17 protein-coding genes are annotated in these 22,993 nt (G+C 65.3%); 3 read left to right on the top strand and 14 right to left on the bottom strand.

Annotated elements, in window-relative coordinates; genetic code table 11:
* Positions 1-15 precede the first annotated feature (15 nt).
* From AC5RTB_RS05675 to AC5RTB_RS05630, 10 genes are all read right to left on the bottom strand, one after another.
* Positions 16-1,524, bottom strand: a complete 1,509-nt coding sequence (locus AC5RTB_RS05675) for an amino acid permease (RefSeq protein WP_494060107.1) — start codon at positions 1,522-1,524, stop codon at positions 16-18.
* Between the two features lie 71 nt (positions 1,525-1,595).
* Positions 1,596-4,166, bottom strand: coding sequence for an MMPL family transporter (locus AC5RTB_RS05670; protein ID WP_494060106.1), 2,571 nt, complete (start codon positions 4,164-4,166; stop codon positions 1,596-1,598).
* A gap of 15 nt (positions 4,167-4,181) precedes the next feature.
* Positions 4,182-4,796 carry a TetR/AcrR family transcriptional regulator gene (locus AC5RTB_RS05665; protein WP_494060105.1) on the bottom strand — a complete coding sequence of 205 codons (615 nt, stop codon included), beginning with the start codon at positions 4,794-4,796 and terminating at the stop codon, positions 4,182-4,184.
* Positions 4,797-4,872: 76 nt separating this feature from the next.
* Positions 4,873-6,027 carry an FAD-dependent monooxygenase gene (locus AC5RTB_RS05660; RefSeq protein WP_494060104.1) on the bottom strand — a complete coding sequence of 385 codons (1,155 nt, stop codon included), beginning with the start codon at positions 6,025-6,027 and terminating at the stop codon, positions 4,873-4,875.
* A gap of 166 nt (positions 6,028-6,193) precedes the next feature.
* Positions 6,194-7,567: an MFS transporter gene (locus AC5RTB_RS05655; protein ID WP_494060103.1), complete on the bottom strand. Its 1,374-nt coding sequence runs from the start codon at positions 7,565-7,567 to the stop codon at positions 6,194-6,196.
* An 11-nt stretch (positions 7,568-7,578) separates the two neighbouring features.
* A complete protein-coding gene (locus AC5RTB_RS05650) occupies positions 7,579-9,435 on the bottom strand; it encodes an ATP-binding cassette domain-containing protein (protein WP_494060102.1) in 1,857 nt (618 codons plus the stop codon).
* Entirely contained in the window at positions 9,428-10,285 is an 858-nt protein-coding gene (locus AC5RTB_RS05645) for an ABC transporter permease (protein WP_494060410.1), read from the bottom strand. Before AC5RTB_RS05645 ends, AC5RTB_RS05650 begins: the two co-directional genes overlap by 8 nt.
* Before the next feature lie 43 nt (positions 10,286-10,328).
* Entirely contained in the window at positions 10,329-11,270 is a 942-nt protein-coding gene (locus AC5RTB_RS05640) for an ABC transporter permease (RefSeq protein ID WP_494060101.1), read from the bottom strand.
* Between the two features lie 43 nt (positions 11,271-11,313).
* Positions 11,314-12,861: an ABC transporter substrate-binding protein gene (locus tag AC5RTB_RS05635; RefSeq protein ID WP_494060100.1), complete on the bottom strand. Its 1,548-nt coding sequence runs from the start codon at positions 12,859-12,861 to the stop codon at positions 11,314-11,316.
* A gap of 164 nt (positions 12,862-13,025) precedes the next feature.
* Positions 13,026-14,462, bottom strand: coding sequence for an FAD-dependent oxidoreductase (locus tag AC5RTB_RS05630; protein ID WP_494060099.1), 1,437 nt, complete (start codon positions 14,460-14,462; stop codon positions 13,026-13,028).
* Positions 14,463-14,634: 172 nt separating this feature from the next.
* Here AC5RTB_RS05630 and rarD point away from each other — a divergent pair, with 172 nt between their 5' ends.
* Positions 14,635-15,597, top strand: a complete 963-nt coding sequence (rarD, locus tag AC5RTB_RS05625) for an EamA family transporter RarD (RefSeq protein WP_494060098.1) — start codon at positions 14,635-14,637, stop codon at positions 15,595-15,597.
* Between the two features lie 7 nt (positions 15,598-15,604).
* Here the strand turns inward: rarD and AC5RTB_RS05620 are convergent, their stop codons facing one another.
* The 3 genes from AC5RTB_RS05620 to AC5RTB_RS05610 form a co-directional block, all read right to left on the bottom strand.
* Entirely contained in the window at positions 15,605-17,146 is a 1,542-nt protein-coding gene (locus AC5RTB_RS05620) for an APC family permease (RefSeq protein WP_494060097.1), read from the bottom strand.
* A 226-nt stretch (positions 17,147-17,372) separates the two neighbouring features.
* Entirely contained in the window at positions 17,373-18,740 is a 1,368-nt protein-coding gene (gene gabT, locus AC5RTB_RS05615) for a 4-aminobutyrate--2-oxoglutarate transaminase (RefSeq protein WP_494060096.1), read from the bottom strand.
* Between the two features lie 33 nt (positions 18,741-18,773).
* Positions 18,774-20,204, bottom strand: coding sequence for a gamma-aminobutyraldehyde dehydrogenase (locus tag AC5RTB_RS05610; protein WP_494060095.1), 1,431 nt, complete (start codon positions 20,202-20,204; stop codon positions 18,774-18,776).
* 149 nt (positions 20,205-20,353) lie between these two features.
* Between AC5RTB_RS05610 and AC5RTB_RS05605 the strand changes: the two genes are divergently transcribed.
* Positions 20,354-21,781, top strand: a complete 1,428-nt coding sequence (locus tag AC5RTB_RS05605) for a PucR family transcriptional regulator (protein WP_494060094.1) — start codon at positions 20,354-20,356, stop codon at positions 21,779-21,781.
* A gap of 2 nt (positions 21,782-21,783) precedes the next feature.
* Here the strand turns inward: AC5RTB_RS05605 and AC5RTB_RS05600 are convergent, their stop codons facing one another.
* The gene (locus AC5RTB_RS05600; protein WP_494060093.1) at positions 21,784-22,134 is read right to left on the bottom strand and encodes a TraR/DksA family transcriptional regulator; all 351 of its coding nucleotides are present in this window, start codon (positions 22,132-22,134) and stop codon (positions 21,784-21,786) included.
* 85 nt (positions 22,135-22,219) lie between these two features.
* On the opposite strand from AC5RTB_RS05600, the gene AC5RTB_RS05595 reads away from it, so the two are divergent.
* Entirely contained in the window at positions 22,220-22,852 is a 633-nt protein-coding gene (locus AC5RTB_RS05595) for a putative glycolipid-binding domain-containing protein (protein ID WP_494060092.1), read from the top strand.
* The last annotated feature ends 141 nt before the right edge of the window (positions 22,853-22,993 follow it).

Below are 22,993 nucleotides of genomic sequence, written 5' to 3'. Positions count from 1 at the left end.
CCCGCTGACCGGTTCCTAGGCGCCGGTGCGCACTTCGTCCCGTTCCGGCTCGCCCGCAACGTCCGTAGCCAGCCGTGAATGGCGCTGTCCGTAGGCGAAGTAGATAGCGAAACCGGCTACGAGCCAGATGCCGAAGAACACCCAGGTAATGGTGGCCAGATTCAGCATGAGGTAGAAGCAGAGCAGCGCCGACATGATGGGGATGACCTTGCCGAACGGCACACGGAAGGACGGCTTGAGGTCCGGGCGCTTCCTCCGCAGGATCAGGATGCCCAGGCTGACAGTGACGAACGCCGACAGAGTGCCGATGTTGATCATCTCGGCGAGCAGCTCAACCTCGGTGAAGCCGGCCAGGAGAGCCACAACGACGCCGCAGAGGATCTGCGTGCGTGCGGGAGTGCTGCGCTTTTCCGAGGTGCGGCTCAAAGCACGCGGCATCAGTCCGTCGCGGCTCATCGCGAAGATCACGCGTGCCAGGCCCATGAGCAGGACCATGATCACCGTGGTCAGCCCGATGAGGCTTCCCACCGAGATGATTCCTGCGGCCCAGTCCGCGCCCACGAGCTGGAATGCTGTGGCCAGGGACGGCGATTCGGTTGCTGCAAGGTCGCGGTAGGAAACCATGCCGGTCACCGCAAGGGTAACGAGGATGTAGAGCACGGTCACCAGCGCGAGTCCGCCGAAGATTCCGCGCGGAAGAGTCTTCTGCGGGTCCTTCACTTCCTCGGCGGAGGTGGCAACGACGTCGAATCCGATGAACGCGAAGAACACCAGCGCCGCACCGGAAATGATGCCGGTGAAGCCGTACATCGCGGGAGTCGCGCCACTGAGGAAGGCGAGGAACGGCTGCGTTGTCCAGCTGCCCTCCACTTCAGTCGGCGGTTCCGCTGCGGGGACAAACGGTGCGTAGTTCTCGCCGTTGACGTAGAAGAAGCCGACCACAATAACGAACAGGACGATGGCGATCTTGATGATGGTGAAAATGTTGTTCACCCGCGCGGAAAGCTTCGTTCCGAGCACCAGAATCACGGTGAAGACCGCGACGATGATGAGCGGCCCCCAGTACAACGTGACCCCCAGGAGGTTGATCTGGGACGGGACGTCCAGGTTGAGCACCGCGAACAGGTCACTGAGGTACACGCCCCAGAATTTCGCAATGACGGCGCCGGCCATGAGCAGCTCCAGGATCAGGTTCCAGCCGATGATCCAGGCAAGCATCTCGCCCATCGTGGCGTAGGTGAAGACGTAGGCGCTGCCTGCCACGGGGATCGCCGTGGCGAACTCGGCATAGCACATGATGGCCAGCGCACACGTGACGGCCGCCAGCACAAACGAGACGGTTACGGCCGGGCCGGCGTTGAAGGCAGCCGCCTGCGCGCCGACCGAAAAGATGCCGGCGCCGACGGCAACGGCGACACCCATGATCATGAGGTCCCAGGTGGTCAGCGACCGCTTGAGTGTGCGGCCCTTCTCACCTGAGTCTGCGATCGATTGTTCGACCGACTTGGTACGGAAAAGATTCACGGTTGTGGGTCCTTGCTGGGGAAAAGTGACCGACCAATCGTAGTGATTGCGTTATGGACGCACCTAATTTGTCAGCGTCCCGTCGGGACAGGGTCCGACGCCGGGAGCCGGCGTGCGCCGTCGTCGTCCGTTTTCTCCACCAGGCGCGCACCTTCGACGTCGACATCCGGGAGGATGCGGTCCAGCCACCGGGGCAGCCACCAGGCCGAACGGCCAAGCAGGTGCATGGCCGCCGGGATGAGAGTCATGCGGACAATGAACGCGTCGAGCAGCACGCCGAACGCGAGACCGAATCCGATCGGCCGGACCATGGTCAGGTGCGAGAACACGAAGCCCGCGAACACCGCCACCATGATGATCGCGGCGGCTGTCACCACCCGCGCACCGTGGCTGAACCCGACCCGGACCGCTTCCCGGGCCGGCCGGCCGTGCACGAAGGACTCGCGCATGCCGGAGACGAGGAACATCTGGTAGTCCATTGCGAGCCCGAAGAGCACGCCGATCAGGATGATGGGCAGGAAGCTCAGGATCGGACCGGGGTTCGTCACGCCGAAGACGTCGCCCAGCCAGCCCCACTGGTAGATCGCGACGGTGGCGCCGAAGCTTGCGATCAGCGAGAGCAGGAACCCTGCCGTGGCAATGAGCGGCACGAGGATGGAGCGGAACACCAGCAGCAGCAGGATCAGTGACAGCCCGACGACGATGCCCAGATACAGCGGCATGGCCTCCATGAGCTTGGCGGACACGTCGATGTTTGCGGCGGTCTGCCCGGTGACGGAGACGGTCACGCCCGTAGCGTCCTCGATGCTGACGGCCTCCGCGCGCAGGTCCCGGACGAGTTGTTCGGTGCTTTCGCTCGCGGGGCCTGCCTCTGGAATGACCTGGTAGATGGCGGTCCGCCCGTCGTCGCTGATGCCGGCCGGGACGGCGGTCACGACGTCGTCGATTCTAGCGAGGCGGTCGGCAACGTCGAGCCGAAGGTCCGTGCGTTCGCCTTCATCCTCGATCGCCGGCAGTTCACCGACGACCAGCAGCGGGCCGTTGGTGCCCTCGCCGAACTTCTCCCCCACCAGGGTGTACGCCTCGTAGGCGGTGGAATCGGCGGGCTCGGATCCGCCGTCGGGCAGTCCCACACGAAGTTCGAGCGCGGGGAGCGCAAGAACACCGAGCGTGACGACGCCGGCAAGCACCGTGAGGATCGGCTTGCGGGTCACGATGCCGCCCCAGCCCCGGCCGGCGGCATATGAATTATCAAGAGAATGTTCGTCGACCTCCGCAGCGCCTGCTTCTACTTCGCGCACTGAGTGAGCCGTCTTCCAGCGGCGCTTGGAGATCACCTTGCGGCCCATGAAACCGAGCAGCGCCGGGGTCAGGGTCAGCGCGACAAGCACGGCAACGGCGACGGTTCCGGCAGCGGACAGGCCGAGGATCGTCAGGAACGGCAGCCCCGGGACCGCGAGCGCAGCCAGCGCGATAATGACCGTGATGCCCGCGAACAGGACGGCGTTTCCGGCGGTACCGGTGGCACGGGCGATGGACTCCTGCAGCGGCATGCCACGGAGCAACTGGGTGCGGTGGCGGTTGACGATGAACAGTGAGTAGTCGATCCCGACGGCGAGGCCCAGCATCAGCGCGAGAACCGGTGAAATCGAGCTCATCTGAATGACCCCGGTGAGAGCGAAGGTGATCCCGACGCCGACACCCACGCCGACAATCGCCATGAGGAGCGGCAGCCCGGCAGCCACGAGCGTTCCGAGCATGACGATCAGCACGACGGCGGCGACGAGGAGGCCGATAACCTCGGCCGGCCCGAAGATCTCGGAGATGTCCTGGACGATCTCCTTGCTGTACTCGACTCCCAGACCTGCGTCAGTGACGGTATCTGCCGCTTCCTGGACCGCTTCGCGGGTCTCGGGCGTGACGGCGTCGACCGCTGTAGTGAACTGGACGCTGGCAACCGCCGTGGTGTCGTCGTCGGACACGAACTGCACGCCGGAAGAGGCCTCGAGGAGGCGTTCGCCGCGCTCGAGCTCAACACGGGCGGCGTCGAGCTCCGCCTGGCCGTCGTCGAGCTGCCCGCGCTGGGCGTCGATCTCGGCCTGGGCCGCGTCAAGCTGTGCCACGGTCGCGTCGATCTGCGGGGCTGGAAGGAAGGCCTTCCCTGCTTCGAACTGGCCGCGCTGCTCATCAAGCTGCGCCTGGCCGGCGTCGAGCTGCGCAGCGCCGTCGGCCAGCCGCTGGGCTCCGGCTTGGAGTTCCGCCCGGCCGTTCTCGATCTCTTCACGACTGTCGGCGAGCTGCTGGGCGGTCACGAACGGATCGATCACCGCTTCCACGCCGTCGAGGTCGGCAATTCCGGTGAGGGCCGCGCTGACTGCCTCCTTCTGCTCGCCGGTGAATTCTCCGTCCGGGCTCTGGAAGACGATGGTTCCCATGCCGCCGACGGCCTCGGGCATCTCCTCCTTGAGCTGATTGAGGACGCGCTGGGATTCAGTGCCCGGGATGGTGAAGTTGTTGCTCAGGGTGCCGGAGAAGGCGACGGCGGAGCCGCCCACAGCCACCATGATGGCCAGCCAGGCGGAGACCACCCACCAGCGGCGGCGATAGGCGAAGGAACCGAGTCGGTACAGGAGGAATGCCATGTTGTGCGTCCTGGATTAGAGCGTTGGGTGGGAGAAGCCGTCGCGCAGCATGTTGAGCGTTGCGACGATGAAGTTTTCGAGTGTCTGTGCGGCGTCGACATCGGGATTTTCACCCGATGCCCACTCACGCATCGCCGCCTTGGCGCAGGACAGCAGTGAACCGACGAGCGCGTGAATATAGAGGGTCGAGGCCTGGCCACTCAGCCGGTGCTCCACTGCGCTGATGATGCGGGCTTCGGCCCGCTCCCAGGCGAGGAGATGCGTGCCGAGAAGGTCCGGGCTACCAGCCGACATGCGGAAGAGGTCACCGCAGTCCTTCAGGTTTTCCACTTTCGTGGTGGCGGCGAGGGCGGCGATCATGGCATCCAGGATGGGCTCATCCTTGGGGCGTGCCGCCAACTCGGCTTCCGCGCGGTCCAGGAAGGACTCCGTGGAAACGATGAGCGCCTCTTCGGGGCTGTGGAAGTAGTTGAAGAAGGTCCGCCGGGAGACATTCGCCTGGTCGGCGATCTGCTCCGCCGTGAAACCGCCCATGCCGTGCGTTCGCGCGAGATCAAGGGCCGCATGGGCGATAGCCCGCCGCGTTTCGAGCTTGTTCTGCTCGCGGCGGCTGATTTGCTGTTCCGTCACGTACTTACACTAGGTGCAAGTTTGCACAGCGTGCAAGTTTTGAGCTGCTAGTGCCACTCCGGCTGCGGTACCGGGGTTAGCGCACGGGCACAGCCTTGCCCGCCAGCGAATTGCCGATGAACCGGCTGACGAACGGAAGACCGGAAAGCCTCAGCATCAACCGCCGGAGCACCAGTTCCGTGGTCGACGACGGCAGGAACCAGCGCGCTGCACGCCTGCCCGTTTCCTGCCGCTCCTGCACAACGGGCATCCAGTGATTCTGATAGGCGGCGAGACCGTCTGCGATCGACGGGTACTCGGCCAGATGGTTGGCCAACACTCGGGCTGCCGCAATCGCCAGTGAGGATCCCTGACCGGCGAGCAGCGACACTGCCTGGCACGCATCGCCCACCAGGACCACCCGGCCCGAGTACCAGCGGTCCATGTGGACCTGCGCGACGACGTCGTAATAGGGGTCCGCGGGCGTCTGGTCGAGGGCGCGCGGTGCGAGCCAACCGGCGTCGGCATACTCGCGGCGCAGCGCCTCCCTCCGGTTCGCCGGCAGGGCGGGTGAAGCATCCCGGTGGAGCAGGAAGGCCGCGACTCTCGTGCCGCGCAGCCCATACAACCCGACTTGCCTGTTCCTCGTATCGCTGAGGGCAAACCTGCCACTGACCCGTTCGTTGACCTCGGCATCGTCGAAGATGAAGGCCGCGGTGTGGAACCCGAGGTACTTGATGAACCGGCCTTCCGGACCGAAGACGGCTTCCCGCACGCCCGAGTGAATCCCGTCAGCGCCCACCACCAGGTCGCCGTCGACAACCCCGCCGTCGGATGTCTGGACGCGTACGCCGTCGTCATTGTTCTCGATCCGCTCGAACGTTACTCCGTAGCGGAGCCGGACCGACTCGGGGAGACTTTCCCGCAGTGCCTCCTCCAGATCCGGCCGCATGATGCTCAACAACCGGCCGTTGACCGCGTCCGCGAAGCGCTTGAAGCTGAGCCGCCCCGTAGTGCGGCCCTTCGCATCGAAGTAGGACACTTCTTTGACTGAGTAGGCGCGGGCCTTCAGCGCGGGCAGCACACCCATTTTCTCGGCAGCGTCGTACCCGGGGCCGAAGAAGTCCATCATGTAGCCGTTGGTTCTCGGGCCGCTGAAAATCTCAAGGACCTCCACCTGCCACCCGGAGTCCGCAAGGTTCTTCGCCGTGGCGAGACCCGCAATTCCCGCCCCGATGATGATGGCCTTCACGATCGGTCCTTCCTGTGAGCGCGTACCGGTTTCCCCGGCTACTGAACACCCAGGGGCGTGTCGTACAACGACACGCCGCCTGTTGGGCCGAGCCGCCGCCAAAACGTGGGGAATCCGGCACGCCCAACAGTGCAGAGACTACCCCCCGCGGGCAGGGCAGTGCCTGCTACCCGGTCCTTTCCGATGCCTCGGGTTGGTGCTCGTGCAGGTTTCCGTGCAATAACCGGGGCAGTATCAGGGCGGCCAGTGAGGCTAGCGAGATAAGCGGCAGCCAGGGCGTCCCCGGCCACCACTGGTGCCGGTCGGTCAGGTCCAGCAGCCAGCCCAGCAGCGCGTTTCCAGCCAGCACTGAAACCCCGCCGCACGTCGCCGCCAGCCCGTAGTAGGCCCCACGCGCTGACGCAGCCCCACTCGTGGGAATGAACATCGGAATCAGGGACAGGATGGTGGGTCGGAGGAGCATATGACCCAGAATCAGTACGCCGACAATGCCGGCCATGAGCGCCGCGGCCGTCGGGATGCCAGCCACAGTTTCCGTAGGCGTTTCCCATCCCGGTGACACCGTATCGGTCCCCGCGGGCACCGATGTGATAGCGGCGGCGCCCAGTGCGGTTGCCACCAGCAGGAAGCCGACGGACATGGCACGGCCTGGCCCCAGGCGCTGACCGGCCGCTGCGACGGGCAGTTGCAGCAGCAAGGTCATCACGGAGGCGAGCAGGAAGAGCATGGCCAGCCATGAACTGTCCAGGCCCCGCCGGCCCAGTTCGAGCGGGAACGCGAAGTAGAGCTGGTTGTACGCCAGCATGCTCGCGCTGGCGATCAGGCAGAACGCGACAAACCGCCGGTTCCGCAGGCATGCCAGTGCGTTGCGGGGGCGGCCGGAGCCGGATTGGGCCTCGCCGGCATCTTCTTGTGGCCGCTGCCGGGGAGCGGCGGGGAGCCGGAACCACAGCAGAACCGTTACGGCTACGAAAATCGCGACTCCCGCTGTCAGCGCCGCGTCGAACCCCCACCCCAGCAGGGCAACTCCGAGCAACGGTCCGAGGAGCGCACCGATTTCCCCTGTGATGGCCAGCCAGACGAACACGGACCGCCGGCCCTTCTTTCGCTCAGCGCGCACTCCTGCCTTACCCGTGCGGCCGGGCTGTTTCTGGTCAGCCTGGTTGACGTGATCGGCATGGGACAGCTGCGACTCGAGGGCCGGCGAGAACAGGGCACCTCCCGCCCCGGTGAGCACGGCGCCCAGGAGGAACAGCGTGAAATCGGACGCTGCCGCCAGCGTCGCATAACCGGCGATGCGGACCAGGCAGCCGGTCAGGATCGCCCGCCGAGCGCCCCACCGGTCGGCCAGCAGGCCGCCGAACAGGAACATTCCCTGCTGGCTGAACGTCCGCGCACCGAGGACAAGTCCGACGGCGGCTGCGTCCAGTCCATAATCCTCGCCCATGGCGCCGGCAAGGAAGGGAATCACAGCGTAGAAGCCCAGGTTGAAAATCAGTTGCGCGCCCAGCAGTGTGCGCGTTTCAGGCAGGTATCGCATGGTTCGGGTGCTCAGGCGTCCGGGGTGCTGAGGAGGCCCAGGCCGCCGGGAGCGGTGGGCGGGCCGGTCGCAGGATCGTTGGTGCCGGCACCCCGTGGCTCCGGGCGGGCCGCAGCCACAAGCTGTTTGCTGTGCCCGTGCACCGGGTGCGCGAAGAAGTCCGTGGTGCGTGCCAGTTCCACCAGGGCGCCCTGGTAAAGCACTGCCACCCGGTGGCTCATGTACCGGATGACGTTCATGTCGTGGGAGATCATGATGAGGGAAAGCCGGCGGTTGCGATGCAGGCGCAACAGCAGGTCCAGAATCTTGCGCTGCGTGACCGCGTCCAGCGCGGAGGTAGCCTCATCGCAGATCAACACCGCCGGATCCAGAAGAAGCGCCCGCGCAATCGTCAGTCTTTGCAACTGGCCGCCCGAGCACTGGCCCGGATACCGGTCCAACAGGTCGGGATCCAGTTCAACATCCCGAACCGTCTTCCGAATGAGCTCCTCCCGCTCGTCTGCGGCGAGTTTCCGGCGCAGCAGCGCAGCCTCCAGGCTGGCGCGCAGTTTCATGCGCGGGTCGAAGGAGTCGTGGGGCTCCTGGAAGACAAGCTGCACCGCGGTTCCGTCCTCACAGATGTTGGAACCGTCTCCATGGAGCGACCGGATGATGTTGCCGCGGTCAGGGGTCTCAACCCCGACAAGCAGTCGGGCCAGAGTGCTCTTCCCTGAGCCGGACTGCCCCAGGACGCCCAAAATCTCACCCTCGCGGAGGCTGAGGGAAACTCCTGCGAGGGCCGGCCGGGCAGCGCGCCTGCTGGAGGAGAAGCGCTTCGTGACATCTTCCAGCGCCAAAATAGTGCGTGGTTCCGCGGGCACCGGTGCGGATGCTGCGCGCCTGCGGACCGGAGTACGAAGCGGAGTCCGCACCGAACCCCCTTCCGCCGGTGGCCGACCCGGCATACGGACCGGCCTTCGCAACGGCGTTCCAGCCGTCGAGGTTCGCTCCGGCGGTGTCTGCAGCACCATCCGCAGCGGGATGCGGACGGGTGCCCGCCCGGGGGTCCGCGCAGTTGTCAGGGCCGACGCCGCCAGGAGATCTTTCGTGAACGTGGTGCGGGGTGTATCGAGAACAGTCCTGGCCGGACCAGTTTCATGGACGCGGCCGCCATCCATCACTACCATGCGGTCGGCGAAAGCGGAGACGGTGGCGAGGTCGTGGGTGATGTAGAGGATCCCAAGACCGTGCTGGCGCCTTTGCCTGTCGATGAGCTCCAGGATCTGCCGCTCCAGCACCTTGTCCAGCGCGGAGGTCGGCTCATCCGCAAGCAGCAACTCCGGCTGACCGGCCATGGCCAATGCAAGCATGGCGCGCTGGGCCATGCCTCCCGAAAGCTGGTGCGGGTACGCGCGGGCGCACCGGACCGGATCTTCGAATCCGGCGTCCGACAGCAGGTCCAGCGCTTCGACGGTGGCACGCCGTCCGCGCAGTTCTCGGTGCAGCTTCAACGGTTCGGTCAGATGACTGCCAATCGTCATCCGCGGGTTGAACATGCGCTTCGGCTGTTGGTACAGCATGCCCAGCCGGCCGCCGCGGATACGGTTGAGCTCCTTGTCGCCGGCCTGCAGGAGGTCCGTCCCGCCCAGCTGGATGGAGCCGGACTCGACGTGGATCTGCGGCGGCAGCAATCCAAGGACAGACAGTGCGGTCATGGTCTTACCGCTTCCCGACGCGCCCACAAGGGCCACAAACTCGCCCGGTGCCACGGACAGGCCGACGCCGGAGAGCACCGGACGGGCGATCCGTTCTTCCGGGGACGGCACTTTGCCCGACGGCTTGCCGTACAGCATGAGGTGCAGGTCCTCGATGATCAGGCCCTCACGCATGACTGGCCGGAGGTGTCGGAATCGAGGTGGCCAGCAGCAACCGGCTGCTTGACATGCGCGCCACGTGCTGGCCGAGGAGTGTGACGCATAGCGCCACCACAAAAACGACCAGGCCAGGGGCGAGGATGGTCATGGGTGCCCGTACGGCGTAGGGCTGGGCCGCGGCGAGCATCGATCCCCAGTCCGACTGCGGCGGCTGCACTCCGAGGCCCAGATAGGACAGGGCGCCGACGCTGATCAGGAACTGACCGAACCGGAGCGTCGCCTGACCGAGCAGGGGCCCGGTGAGATGGGGCAGGATGTGCCGCATGACGATGAACCAGGGCGGGCAACCCAGCACGCGGGCCGCCTCGATGAACCCGCGCGCCGAGACGTCATACGTGAGGGCCCTGGCCATCCGGGCGAAGGGTGTCCAGCCTGTCACCGTCAGGGCAAGCAGCAGCGACGGATAGCCGGGGCCGAGGGCCGCCACCAGGAACAGTGCCACCACCATCTCCGGCATCGCCAGCAGGACGTCGCTGGTGCGGGTGAAGAACTCGTCCAGCCAACCCCGCCGGCGTGCACTGAGCACACCGATCACTGTGCCGATCACCGCGGTGAGTACGGTGGCAAGGGCTGCGATGGTCAGGGAGAACCGACCGCCGTCGAGCAACCGGCTCAGTGTGTCGCGGCCCAGGTGGTCCGTGCCCAGCCAGTGTGACCAACTGGGCGCAGCCAGCCGGGACGCAAGGTTCTGTTCGGCCGGCGGATACGGCGCGATCCAACCGGCCAGCGCAACGGAGATCACAACCAGGGCGAGGACCGAGGCGGCAATCCACAGATGCACCGGCAGGTTCCGCGCAGGGCGGATGCGCAAGGCTAGGTTGCGCAAGGCTGAGTTTCGCGAGGCTGGATTAAGCACGGCGCATCCTGACCTGGGGGTTGAGGAGCCCGTGAACGAGGTCCGCTGCCGTGGTCAGCAGGACCGCAAGCCCGACGACGACCACCACCGCCCCCTGCGCCAGCGGGATGTCGCTGTTCAGGACGCCGTCAAAGAGCAACCGTCCCATGCCCGGGATCGCGAAGATGACCTCGATGATGACCGATCCGCCCAGCAGGCCCGCGAACCAGACGGCAACCAGGGTGGTCAGCGGCAGCATCCCGTTGGGGACCACGTGCTTCCGCACGGTGTTGAAGTGGCTGAGGCCCCTGGCCCGCGCGGCCACCACGTGGTCGGCGGAGAGTGCCTCAAGCATTCCGTCGCGCACGGCCGACGTGAAATGGCTCGCCGGCCGCAAGGCGAGGACCGCCACGGGCAGCACTGCCGACGTCGGTCCTTCCCATCCGGCGGAGGGCAGTACGGAGAGCTGGATCGCAAAGATGAGCACCAGCATGGGCGCGAGCCAGTACTCCGGGATAGCGATGAACGCCTGGTTCACTGCGGTGATGACCCTGTCCGCCGCACGCCCCTCGTTGAGGGCGGCTGTGATGCCCAGGACGACGGAAACCAGAGCCGCCACGGCAAGGGTCATGACGACGAGGCTGAGCGTGATCCAGAGGGCGGGCAGTACCTGTTCCACCACCGGGGTGCGGCTGGTGTAGGACAGGCCCATGTCGCCGGTGACAAACCTTCCCAGCCAACGCAGGTACTGCGTCCACAGCGGATCCTGGAGTCCCAGCTGGAGTGCCAGCGACTCGACGGCGGAACCGTCCACGATGTCTCCGGCCACCCGGGACCGGATGATCTTCCGCACGGGGTCGCCCGGGGTCACGTACGGGATGAGGAAGACCACGAAAGACGCCAGAAGAACGGCGGCCACCAGGGCCGCCGTTCTTCTGGCGAGGAACAGCATCATCCGCGGCCTTGACCTTCGGGCCGCCTCAGAGAAAAGGACACGGTCAGGATCCGGACTTCGCCGTCTCCGCGGTGAGCACATACCGTGCCAGCGGGTCCTGGACGTGTCCCTGCAGGTCCGTGCGGACGGCGTCGATGGCCTGCTCGTTGACGAGCCAGATGTTCACTGCCTGGTCCTGGAGGATCTGCCCTGCTTCGGCGTACAGCTTGTAACGCTCCTCGGCGTCGGCCGTCGTGGCCGCCTTGGCCACCAACTTGTCGTAGTCCTCGTTGCAGAAGTGGCTGAGGTTGTAGGTTCCATCGCAGGTGTAATCGGCGGTGAGGAAGCCGATGGGGTCCGCGATGTCGATGAGGCGATTGCGCTGGCTCAGCACCATGTCGTAGTTACCGGACAGCAGGTCCGGTTCCACTGCGGCATACTCTTTGGTGATGATCTTCACCGGAACACCCACGGCTTTCAGGTTCTCCTGGATGACGGTGGCCACGTCAGCGAACTCTGCGCGTTCTACGATGGCAATGATTTCCAGCGGCTGGCCGGCGGTGTAGCCGGCGGAGGCGAGCAGCTCCTTGGCAGCGTCGATGTCCTGCTTCGGCACCTCGGCACCCTCAATGGCCCACGGCTCCGATGGGGCGAACGGACCGCTCGCCGGAAGGGCCGCACCTTCGTAGACGCTGGCGGCAAGGGCGTCCAGGTCGAGTGCAGAGCGGACCGCCTTGCGGAAGTTGACGTCGTCGAACGGTGCTTTGCCGTTGTTCATGTAGAGCGTGGCGGTCCTGGGTGAATCAACCTTCAGGACCTTGACGTTGGAATCTGCTTCCAGGGTGGCTAGCCCGGAGACGGGGATGGAGAGGGAGACGTCCGCTTCGCCAGTCTGGATCTGGGCGGCGCGGGTGGCGCCGTCGGTGATGAACCGGATCTCGGCGCCGGCGAGTTGCACGTCACCGCCCCAGTAATCTTCGTTGCGGTCGAGGGTCAGGGACTGCTTGGGCTTTTCGGAAACGGGCTCGAAGGGACCGGTGCAGTGGCCGAACGGATCTACTGATTCACCCTCGAAGGCGGCCGGCGACAGCACGCCCGTGTTAACGCTCGCGAGGCGGTAAGGAACCAGCGGGCTCTCCGTGGTGGTTGTGACACGAACCGTGGACTCATCGATCGCCGTGACCTCGCTGACCACCTTGGTGCTGAAGGCGCGGGCCGGTACGTCCGCGTCGAGGACGTTCTGCAGCGAACCGACCACGGCGGCGGCATCCAGCGGACTTCCGTCCTGGAACGTGACGCCCCCACGGATCTTGAAGTCCCACTCAAGGGGGGAGACCTGCTCCCACTCGGTTGCGAGCGAGGGCACGATCTTTCCTTGCGTCTCGTCGTAGCGGGTCAGGGTCTCCAGACAGCCGGAGAGGGAAAGGATGTAGGCGGCGTCGCTCTCCAGGGCCCAGTCAGCAACCGGGGCGCGGAAATTGTTGACGACAATCCGCTGGTCAAGATCGGCGGTCTGGCTGGATTGTTCTGACGTGCCGCTGAAAGTGCAACCGGACAGTGAGAGAAGCGCCACGAGTCCCAGGGACGCGGACGACGGGAGTGAGTAACGCAACGGGAAAACCACCTAGCTTTAGCGCCTGATGCTGGGGCAGGCGCAGTGGGAAGGCCGGACAGGCCAAAGAAAGTGTAGGCTCACCTAACTTATGACTCAAAAAGCGTTTCATATCCGGCGTCATGAACCCGTTTTCAAACCTCCATGACGCCGCAGGCGGAGCGCTACTCCCCCCGGGAGATGGCGATCATGTCCTCGCGGGGAACCAGCTTCACGCGTTCCCGGACTAGTTCGGCGAGACCGGTGTCGTCGTGGACGTAGTTGGCCCCGAGCTTCATCTCGTGGGCATCGAGCCGCAGCCAGCCCTCCCATGTGGTGTAACGGACGCCGCGCTCCTCAAGGAGGTTGATGATGGCGTCCTCGGAAGGATGCTCGGCGGCCGGAAGGTTCAACCTGTCCTCGAGAAGAAAGCCGATGGTCTCGAGGGCGTCGCCCTTGGTGTGGCCGATCAGGCCGACCGGACCACGCTTGATCCACCCGGTGCAGTATATGCCCGGGACGGGATTGCCGGACTCGTCGATGACCCGCCCGCCCTCGTTGGGGATGACGCCGTTCCGCTCGTCGTAGCCGACCTCGGGCAACTCCGATCCGAAGTAACCGATGGCACGGTAGACGGCCTGCACCGGGTAGTCGATGAATTCGCCGGTCCCCTCGACGGACCCGGAACCGTTGAGACGCGTGCGCTCGAAACGGATGTTGGCTACCTTCCCCGGAGTCGCGGGGGAATCGGTGATCTCGACGGGGCTGTGCAGGAAGTGGAGGTGCAGCCGGCGTGATGCGGTGAGTTCGGCCGGGTCATCGGGCTGCTCCACCAGCCAGTTGGTCAGCGTCTTGACCATGGTCTTGGTCTGGTTGTTGCTGGCTATCTGCTGTTCGGAGGCTTCATCGAAGTCGAAGTCCTCGGGGTAGAGCACGATGTCAACGTCGCGGGAGTGGGAGAGCTCGCGCAACTCCAGCGGCGTGAACTTCACCTGCGCCGGACCGCGGCGGCCGAACACATGCACGTCCGTCACCTGCGACTTCTTCAGCGCGGCATATACGTTGGCGGGGATTTCGGTGACCAGCAGGTCATCGGCGTGCTTGGACAGGACGCGGGCGATGTCGAGAGCCACGTTGCCGTTGCCGATGACGGCGACCTCCCTGGCATCGAGGGGCCAATCCCGGTCGACGTCCGGGTGCCCGTCATACCAGGACACGAAGTCCGCCCCACCAAAGGATCCCTCGAGCTCCACGCCGGGGACGTTGAGGTCTGCGTCCTTCACCGCGCCCGTTGCGAAGATGACGGCGTCGTAGAAGGTGCGGAAATCGGACAGCGTGAGGTCGCGGCCGTAGTTGACGTTGCCGAGGAAGCGGATGTCGCCACGGTCGAGGACCTTGTGCAGAGCGTTGACTATGCCCTTGATGCGCGGATGATCGGGCGCCACACCGTAGCGGATAAGGCCGTACGGCGCCGGGTACTGGTCGAAGAGGTCAATGGAGACTTCGAAGTCTCCGCCCTTGACCTCCTGCGACTTGGTCAGGATGTCTGCGGCATAAACACCGGCCGGGCCTGCGCCGATGATGGCGACCCGAAGCGGACGGGCCGACGTCGTGCTGGACACTGATGCCTTCTTCCTGGTGGATTACCCTGGGGGGCTTCCCGGAGGGATGACCGCGCGCATTAGCGCACAATTTCCTATTCTAAATCCCCAATTCGGTCGGCGTCGAAACCAGTGGCGAGGCTCACCCGCGTACACCCGGAATAGGAACGGCCCGACGGCGGTTGGCACGCATGTGAGCCGCACCCACACCACTGAGCGCCCCGCCCGCAGCGACAACGCTACGGGCATCCTTTCCGGCATCGGCGCATACGGGCTGTGGGGGCTTCTCCCCCTGTATTTCCTCATCCTGCTGCCGGCCACCGCCGTGGAAATCGTGGCGAACCGGGTGCTGTGGTCGCTGATCTTCTGCGCGCTGCTACTGACAGTCCTCCGGTCATGGGGCACCCTCCGGGCGGCGGTCACCAACCCGAAGGTACTCGGGACCCTCGCCGTTGCCGGGCTTCTCATCGCCGTAAACTGGCTCGTTTACACCTACGGCGTCACCAACGGCCACGCCATTGAAGCGTCACTGGGCTACTTCATCAACCCGATCGTGTCGGTGCTTCTGGGCGTCCTTGTACTCCGGGAAAAACTCCGACCGTTGCAGTGGGCGGCCGTGGGGATGGGGCTTGTAGCCGTCGTCGTTCTGGCGGTTGGATACGGCAACGTGCCGTGGATCGCCCTGGCGCTCGCGTTTTCCTTCGGGTTCTACGGATTCGTCAAGAAGCGCGTCGGACCGAGTGTCGACGCCGTGACCAGCCTCAGCGTCGAGACGGCGGTGTTGACGCCGATTGCCGCGGCAGTGATGATCTGGCTGACACTCTCCGGCGGAGCAACGCTCACCACTGAAGGACCCGGCCATTTCTGGATCATGGCGGCCTCGGGAATCATCACCGCTGTTCCGCTGATCTTCTTCGGTGCGGCTGCCCGGCGGCTCCCCCTGACCACCATCGGCCTCCTGCAGTACCTCGCACCGGTGCTGCAGTTCATTCTGGCCCTGACGGTCTTCGGAGAAGAAATGCCGCTGGAGCGGTGGATCGGCTTTGGACTGGTGTGGGCAGGCCTCGCGCTCCTCACCGTGGACATGATCCGTACGGTCCGGAAGAGCGCGAGGCCCCGCAAGGGCGGACAGTTGGAGCAGCCCGCCACTGTTTAGCAGAGGGTTACTCGGCCACCTCAAGCGCCGGGGTGTCCTGCCGCAGGGTTTCACCGCGGAAGAACCCGGGGCGGGTGCGTCGGACGGCGAGCATCACGAGCACGCCGAGCGCGATGATCCCCACGCCGATGACGAACACCAGTCCCACTCCGAAAATCTCCGAGCCGCTGCCGAAGGCAGGGTCCCAGCTGTCCACGGCGGTCTGCAGGAACACAACCACCAGGCCGAGTCCGCCGAGCAGCGGGGCGAGGAAACGGAACACGAAGTGCCGTGCCGAGCTGAATGCGCTCTGGCGGAAGTACCAGACGCAGGCCAGCGCGGTAAGTCCGTAGTAGAAGCAGATCATCAGGCCGAGGGCCATGATCGTGTCGTTCAGGACGTTGTCGCTGATCACCCGCATGAGCGAGTAGAACCCTGCGGAGATGACGCCGGCAACCACTGTCGCGAATACAGGCGAGCGGTAGGTCGGGTGCACAGTGGCGAACTTCTCCGGCAGCGCCTTGTAGTACCCCATGGCGAGCAGGCTGCGGGCCGGCGAAAGGAATGTCGACTGCAGCGATGCCGCGCAGCTCGACAGGACCGCGAGCGAAAGCAGGATCGCGAACGGTCCCATGATCGGCGCGGCCAGCGCAGCGAAGACGTTTTCCGAGATGTCGGCGTTGTTGAGGCCGAGACCCTCGGTGCCGACGCCGGCGAACATCACGGTTGCAATGGCGCCGAGCAGGTAGATTCCCAGTACGACGACGGCTGTCACCGCCGCTGCCAGCCCTGCTGTCCGCTTGCCGTTCCGGGATTCCTCGCTCACCGTGAGGCAGACATCCCAGCCCCAGAACGCGAAGATGGAGAGAGAAAGGCCCAGCGCGAAGGCGGAGAAACTCTCGATGGCGAACGGGTTGAACCAGTCCCAGCTGAATGAGATGGCGCCAACCGCAGCGCCCTGCTGGATGCGGCTGAACGCAGCGATGACGAACCAGGCCAGCACTCCCACCTGAAGTCCGACGAGCGCGTACTGGACGGCCTTCGTGGTCTTCACGCCGCGGCAGGAAACCCACACTGCCGCCGCGACGAACACCAGGCAGGTCAGGATGTTCAGCCAGCGGATACCGGCCAGGTCAGCGATCGCTTCCTGACCGGTGAGCTGGGCCAGGAACAGATAGAAAAAGTCCACGGCTACGCCAGCCAGGTTGGAGAGCACGATGATGTTCGCAGCCAGCAGGCCCCACCCGCCGATCCAGCCGATGTAGGGGCCAAAGGCCTTGGTGACCCAGGTAAACGTGGTTCCGCTGTCGGGGGTGTCCGCGTTCAGTTCGCGGTATCCGAGCGCCACCAGGAACATCGGGATGAACCCGACAATGAAGATCGCCGGTAGGTGCTCGCCGATGCTCTGCACGGTGGGGCCGAGGGTGCTGGTCAGGACGTAGGCCGGGGCGATCGTGGAAATACCGATGACGACGACGGCGAGCAGGCCGAGCTGCCCCGTCTTCAGTCCCTTACCGGAGTACTTGGGCGTGTTGTCTGGAGCGCCGGTGCGCACTTGCGTAGTGCTCATGGGTTCCTTACCTCTTTGTTAGGAAATGGTGTGAGGACCGCCGTGTGGGAAGCGGGGTATCCACTGTCACCGGGATCACATAAACGAATTACGTTCGTTTAGTATGCCGGTTGATGCTCCTGTGCGCAAGGACACACTGCCCAGGCCTCACACAACGACGGCGGCCGGCCGGTCCAGCTCCGAAGAACTGTCCAGCCGGCCGCCGTCGTACTCCGGGCGGGAGGCGTTACTTGACCGAGCGGATCGCCGCCTCCAGGACGTCGAGGCCGTCCTTGAGCAGTTCCTCGCCGATGACCAGCGGAGGCAGCAGGCGGACGATGTTGCCGTACGTCCCGCAGGTCAGGATGATCACGCCTTCATCGAGGCATGCGGCGGCAATGGCTTTCGTTGCAACGGGGTTCGGCTCCTTGGAACCGGGCATCACGAACTCAACGGCAAGCATCGCTCCGCGGCCGCGCACCTCGCCGATGATGCCGGTCTCCTCCTGTAGTGCCTTCAGACGGGGCACCACGATTTCCTCGATCCGCCGCGCACGCGCTGACAGGTCCAGGTCCGTCATGGTGTCGATCGCTGCGAGGGCCGCAGCACAGGCGACGGGGTTGCCGCCGTAGGTGCCGCCGAGGCCGCCGGGGTGGACGGCGTCGAGCAGGTCCGCCCGACCGGTGACAGCGGACAGCGGCATGCCGCCGGCTATGCCCTTTGCCATGGTGATGATGTCCGGCACGACACCCTCATGGTTCACCGCGAACCACTCGCCGGTGCGGCAGAAGCCCGACTGCACCTCGTCGGCGATGAAGACGACCCCCTTTTCCTTCGCCCACGCGGCGAGGGTCGGCAGGAATCCGTCGGCAGGGACAATGAAGCCGCCCTCGCCCTGGACCGGTTCGATGATGATCGCGGCCAGCGACTCGGCTCCGATCTGCTTCTCCATCATGGTGATGGCCCGCTTCGCCGCTTCTTCCCCGGTGATGGCCGGGTTCTCCTCGCGGAACGGGTAGCTCATGGGCAGGCGGTACACCTCGGGCGCAAATGGACCGAAGGTGCCGTCCGGGCCGGCCTTGTAGGGCAGCGACTTCGCGGTCAGCGCCATCGTCAGGTTGGTGCGCCCGTGGTAGGCGTGATCGAATGCGGCAACAGCCGACCGGCCCGTGGCCAGGCGTGCGATCTTGACGGCGTTCTCCACCGCTTCCGCCCCCGAGTTGAAGAGCACTGTGCGCTTCTCGAAGTCGCCCGGGGTAAGCTCCGCCAGCTTCTCTGCCACCGCTATGTACCCCTCGTACGGGGTGACCATGAAACAGGTGTGTGTGAAGTGCTCAACCTGCTCCTTCACGGCTCCGACGACGGCGGGATCCGACGCGCCGACGCTCGTCACCGCAATGCCGGAGCCGAAGTCGATGAACGAGTTGCCGTCGACGTCGTGCACGATGCCGCCGTCAGCGTCCGCAACGTACACGGGAACGCCGGAGGCAACACCCTTGGCGACGACGGCGGAGCGGCGTGCGTTGAGCGCGGTGGACTTGGGGCCGGGGAAATCACCGATGATGCGGCGCTTCTGCTCGAGCCGGAATTGTGGCTGGAGTGCCTGGGTGGTCATAGGAAGGTCCTTTCTGGGCCGTGTTGCGCTTGCTTAGGCGTCCAGCGCGCTCATGACGTGCTTGATACGGGTGTAGTCCTCCACGCCGTACATGGAGAGATCCTTGCCGTAGCCGGAGCTCTTGAACCCGCCGTGGGGCATCTCGGCGGTGAGGAGGATGTGGGTGTTGATCCAGACTGCGCCGAAGTCCAGGTCGCGGGAGAGGCGCATGGCGGTGCCGTGGTCGGTGGTCCATACGCTGGATGCGAGGGCGTACTCCACGTCATTTGCCATCTCGATCGCTTCGTCCTCGGTGGAGAACTTCTGCACGGTGATGATCGGGCCGAAGGTTTCCTTCTGCACGATGTCGTCGGTTTGCTGGGCGCCGGTGATGATGGTGGCTTCGAAGAAGTAGCCCTTGTCACCGGAGCGCTTGCCGCCGGTCGCCACGGAGCAGTGCGAGGGCAGCGCATCCATGACGGCGTTGACGGCGTTGAAGTGGTTGATGTTGTTAAGGGGCCCGAAGTAGTTCTTCGAGTCGTCGGCGTCACCCGTGGTGAGGGTCTTGGTGTGGTCAACCATGGCGGCCACGAGATCATCGTGAGCCGCATCCTGCACCAGTACGCGGGTAATGGCGGTGCAGTCCTGGCCCGCATTGAAGAAAGCGAACTCGGCAAGGGCAGCCGCCGTCTTCTTCACATCAGCATCAGCGAAGACGATGGCGGGAGCCTTGCCTCCCAGCTCGAGGTGGGCGCGCTTCAGGCCCTTCGCGGCGCCGGTGGCGACAGCGATGCCGGCGCGCACGGAACCGGTGATCGATACCATGGCCGGCGTCTTGTGCTCAACCATGGCCGCGCCGGTCTCGCCGGTGCCGAGCACCACGTTGAGTACGCCGTCGGGCAGGATTCCCTGGGTCAGGCGGGCAAGGACGAGCGTGGACTCGGGAGTGGTGTCGCTGGGCTTCAGCACAATCGAGTTGCCTGCGGCGAGCGCCGGTCCGATCTTCCAGATGGCCATCAGGAACGGGTAGTTCCACGGAGCAACCTGCGCGACGACACCCACCGGCTCACGGCGGACGTACGAGGTATGGCCCTCGAAGTACTCACCGGCGGACTTTCCTTCGAGCACTCGTGCGGCGCCCGCGAAGAATCGCAATTGGTCGGCGCCGGCAGCGATCTCCTCCGAGGCGATCATGGCGCGGACCTGGCCGGTGTTACGGTGCTGGGCCTCGACGAGTTCGTCGCTGTTGGCCTCGATCGCGTCGGCGAGCTTAAGCAGCATGAGCTGGCGCTGGCCGGGGGTGACCTTCTTCCAGGAGGTGAAGGCCGTTTTGGCGGCGCTCATGGCGGCGTCAATGTCAGCCTGCACGGAAACCGGAGATTTCGCGACAACTTCCCCGTTGGTGGGGTTGACGATGTCGATCATCTCGGTGCCGCTCGGGGTGACGAATTGCCCGTTGATGAAGTTCTGCAGGGTGGTTACCACGGCATTTTTCCTTTCGTTTCCGGGACAGTACTGCCCAAATTCACTGCCGACCCTACGTGGTCCACGCCACTCCTCCTAGGTTTATCCGCACAACGCTTCGATGGAACCGTCATGCATCCGCACAAGCTTCGGCGCCTATAGTTGAAGTTATGGCGATCACACTGTCAGCGCTCCTTGCGACGCCCGCGCTGAAACTGCAGCAGGTCGGCACCAGCGAAGTCACCGACGTTCCCGTTCAGTGGGTCGCCGTGACCGAACTCGAGGACCCTCAACCGTTCCTCAGCGGGGGCGAGATCGTGCTCACCACCGGCCTGCGGCAGAAGTCCTCCACGTCGCAGCGGAACTTCGTCCGGCACGTCCATGCAACGGGTGCACTCGCGATCGGTTTCGCCACCGGCCTCAGCCACGAGAAGGTGCCCGCTGCCTTCCTGGACCAGGCCGACGAGCTCGGCCTCCCGGTCTTCCGGGTCCCTTACGAGACGCCCTTCATCGCGATCGGGAAGATGGTCGCTGATTCCCTGTCCGCGGAGCACTACGCGCGTCTTGAGAACCTGCTGAAGGGCCACCAGGTGCTCGCCTCAGCCCTGTTGAGCGGTGGCGGCCTCCCCCAGCTCCTCCGGGAGCTCGCCGCGATGCTGCGCACCGACGTCGCTCTTTCCCAGTACGGGACGCAGCTCTTCGCGACCGGCAGCGCTGCATCCTCGCTCGGCGGGAAGGACCGCGCTTGGCACCGGGTCCCTGTGGCGACCGGGTTGAAGGACCGCTGCACGCTCGCCATCGCTGAACCCTACGAACGTGACGCCATCACCGACTACGCCCAGAGCCTGATCAGCGTCGAACTGAGTAACCAGGCGAGGCGCAGGGCGAGTGACCGCGCCGTCGTCGGGCAGTTGATGCAGGACGTGGTGCGCGGCACGCTGGCGGGGAGCGACGCCGCGGCCCGCCTGGGCAGCGCAGGAATCGACACTGCCCGCCGGCAGTGCATTGTGCTCGCGGACGTAGCGACCGGTCAGCGCCGCGCGTTGCGGACGCTTCCCCTGCCGGGAAAGTACGACGACGTCGTGACCGCGGTCCTGGATGACCGCCTGGTCATCGCGGTGCCGGAAAGCGACGGAGAGTCCCTTGGCCGGGCGCTGAGCACCTACCTGCACGGCGCCGGCTTCACCGCGAGAGTGGGCTTCGGCGGCGGCTATGCGCAGGTGAGCGGGCTGCGCTGGAGCTACTTTGAGGCGCGGGAGTCGCTGACCCGGGGCCAGCCGGTCAACCGCCCCGACCGGCTCAGCCTCACCTCACTCCTGATGGCGAGCGAGGACGTGCCGCTGGCGGACCTGGCTGCCGAAGCACTCGACCCCGTGGTGGCGTTCGACGAACGGCACGGCGCCGAACTGATGCTCACGCTCGAGAAATACCTCGCCCACAACGGGTCCGTGGCGGCTGTCGCGGACGTGCTGCAACTGCACCGCAACACGGTGCGGTACCGGCTGCAGCAGATTGTTGACCTGACTGGCTACGACCCGGCCGTAACGGCCGACCGGGTGCACCTGTACCTCGCGCTGAATGTTCGCGGCCTGCGGTAACCTCACCTGCCCCCTGTGTGATTGATGCAGAACCTCGTCCAGGGCCGAGCCTCCAGCCGGCCTTGGGCGATGCGGCATCCGCACACCTTGCACGTCCCATAACGTCCCTCGTCCAGGCGGCGCAGAGCCGCCTCTACTTCGGCGATGCGGGCGTCCGCATCACGCAGCAGCGTCGCAGACTGCGAGAGTTCAAAAGCAATGGTTGATCCCTCGGGGTCATGTTCGTCGTCCACGTTGGAATCGCGACGCAGGTCGCTGGTGGACACGATGTCCCCATTGAGGGCCGTTTGCGCCTTAAGCGACTCGGCAAGCTCGCGCTGAAGCAGCGGCCGAAACCGCTCTTCATCGCTCATGTGGCCTCCCGGATATCAGTGTTGCAAGGATCCTACCCGCGGCGCCCTCTGGCGTGGCGCCCCCACCGATCCATAAGGTGAACGAATGGGAAATGAACTGCATACGAGCCTGCTGCACACCTGGCAGGGCATCGAGGATCCGGCCCGCCTGGATTCCGCGACGATCAACCTCGAGCCGGGCCGGCTGAGCGCGCACGGCACATCCCGAACGGATTCGTATGCCCTGAGCTGGGCGCTTACAACCACCGACGGCTGGGTAACGCGCCGGCTCACCGCAACAGTTCACGGCTACGGCTGGAGCCGCCACCTTGAGCTGGAACGCGATGACGACGGCGTGTGGTCAAGCACCGCCTCCAGCGCCGGCGAGTGCAGCCTTCCCGCTCCCGGCATCGAAGACCCGTCACTGCTGACGGGTGCGCTGGATTGCGACCTGGGCCTGTGCCCGGTCACGAACACCATGCCGATCCTGCGGTTGAACCTCCATTCGGAGGAGCTGGCTCCGGTGGACGAGACATCGCTGTTTATGGCGTGGGTGGACGTTCCGAGCCTCCGCGTGATGCGCAGCAGCCAGATGTACAGCCAGCTGCGGGCTGCGAACGAAGACCGGAACGGCGTGGTGCTGTACAGCTCCGACAACCATGGATTCACCGCTGAACTGCAGATCGACCGTGAAGGCATCGTGGTGGATTATCCCGGTCTGGCCACCCGAATCCGGTAGATTCCGGTGCCTCCCTCACGGGCGATGGCGGCCCCTGTCCTTCGTCGAAATATCAACATGTATTTATGTATTGATGATTGCTGACGATAAGACCCGCTGGTTTCCCAGCACCTGAAAACGCTGCGGGGAAACAACCTGGTC

It is taken from the genome of Arthrobacter sp. M71 S08, assembly GCF_059089725.1.
The sequence above is the reverse complement of the archived record's forward strand: the minus strand, read 5'-3'. Positions and strand labels throughout refer to the sequence as shown.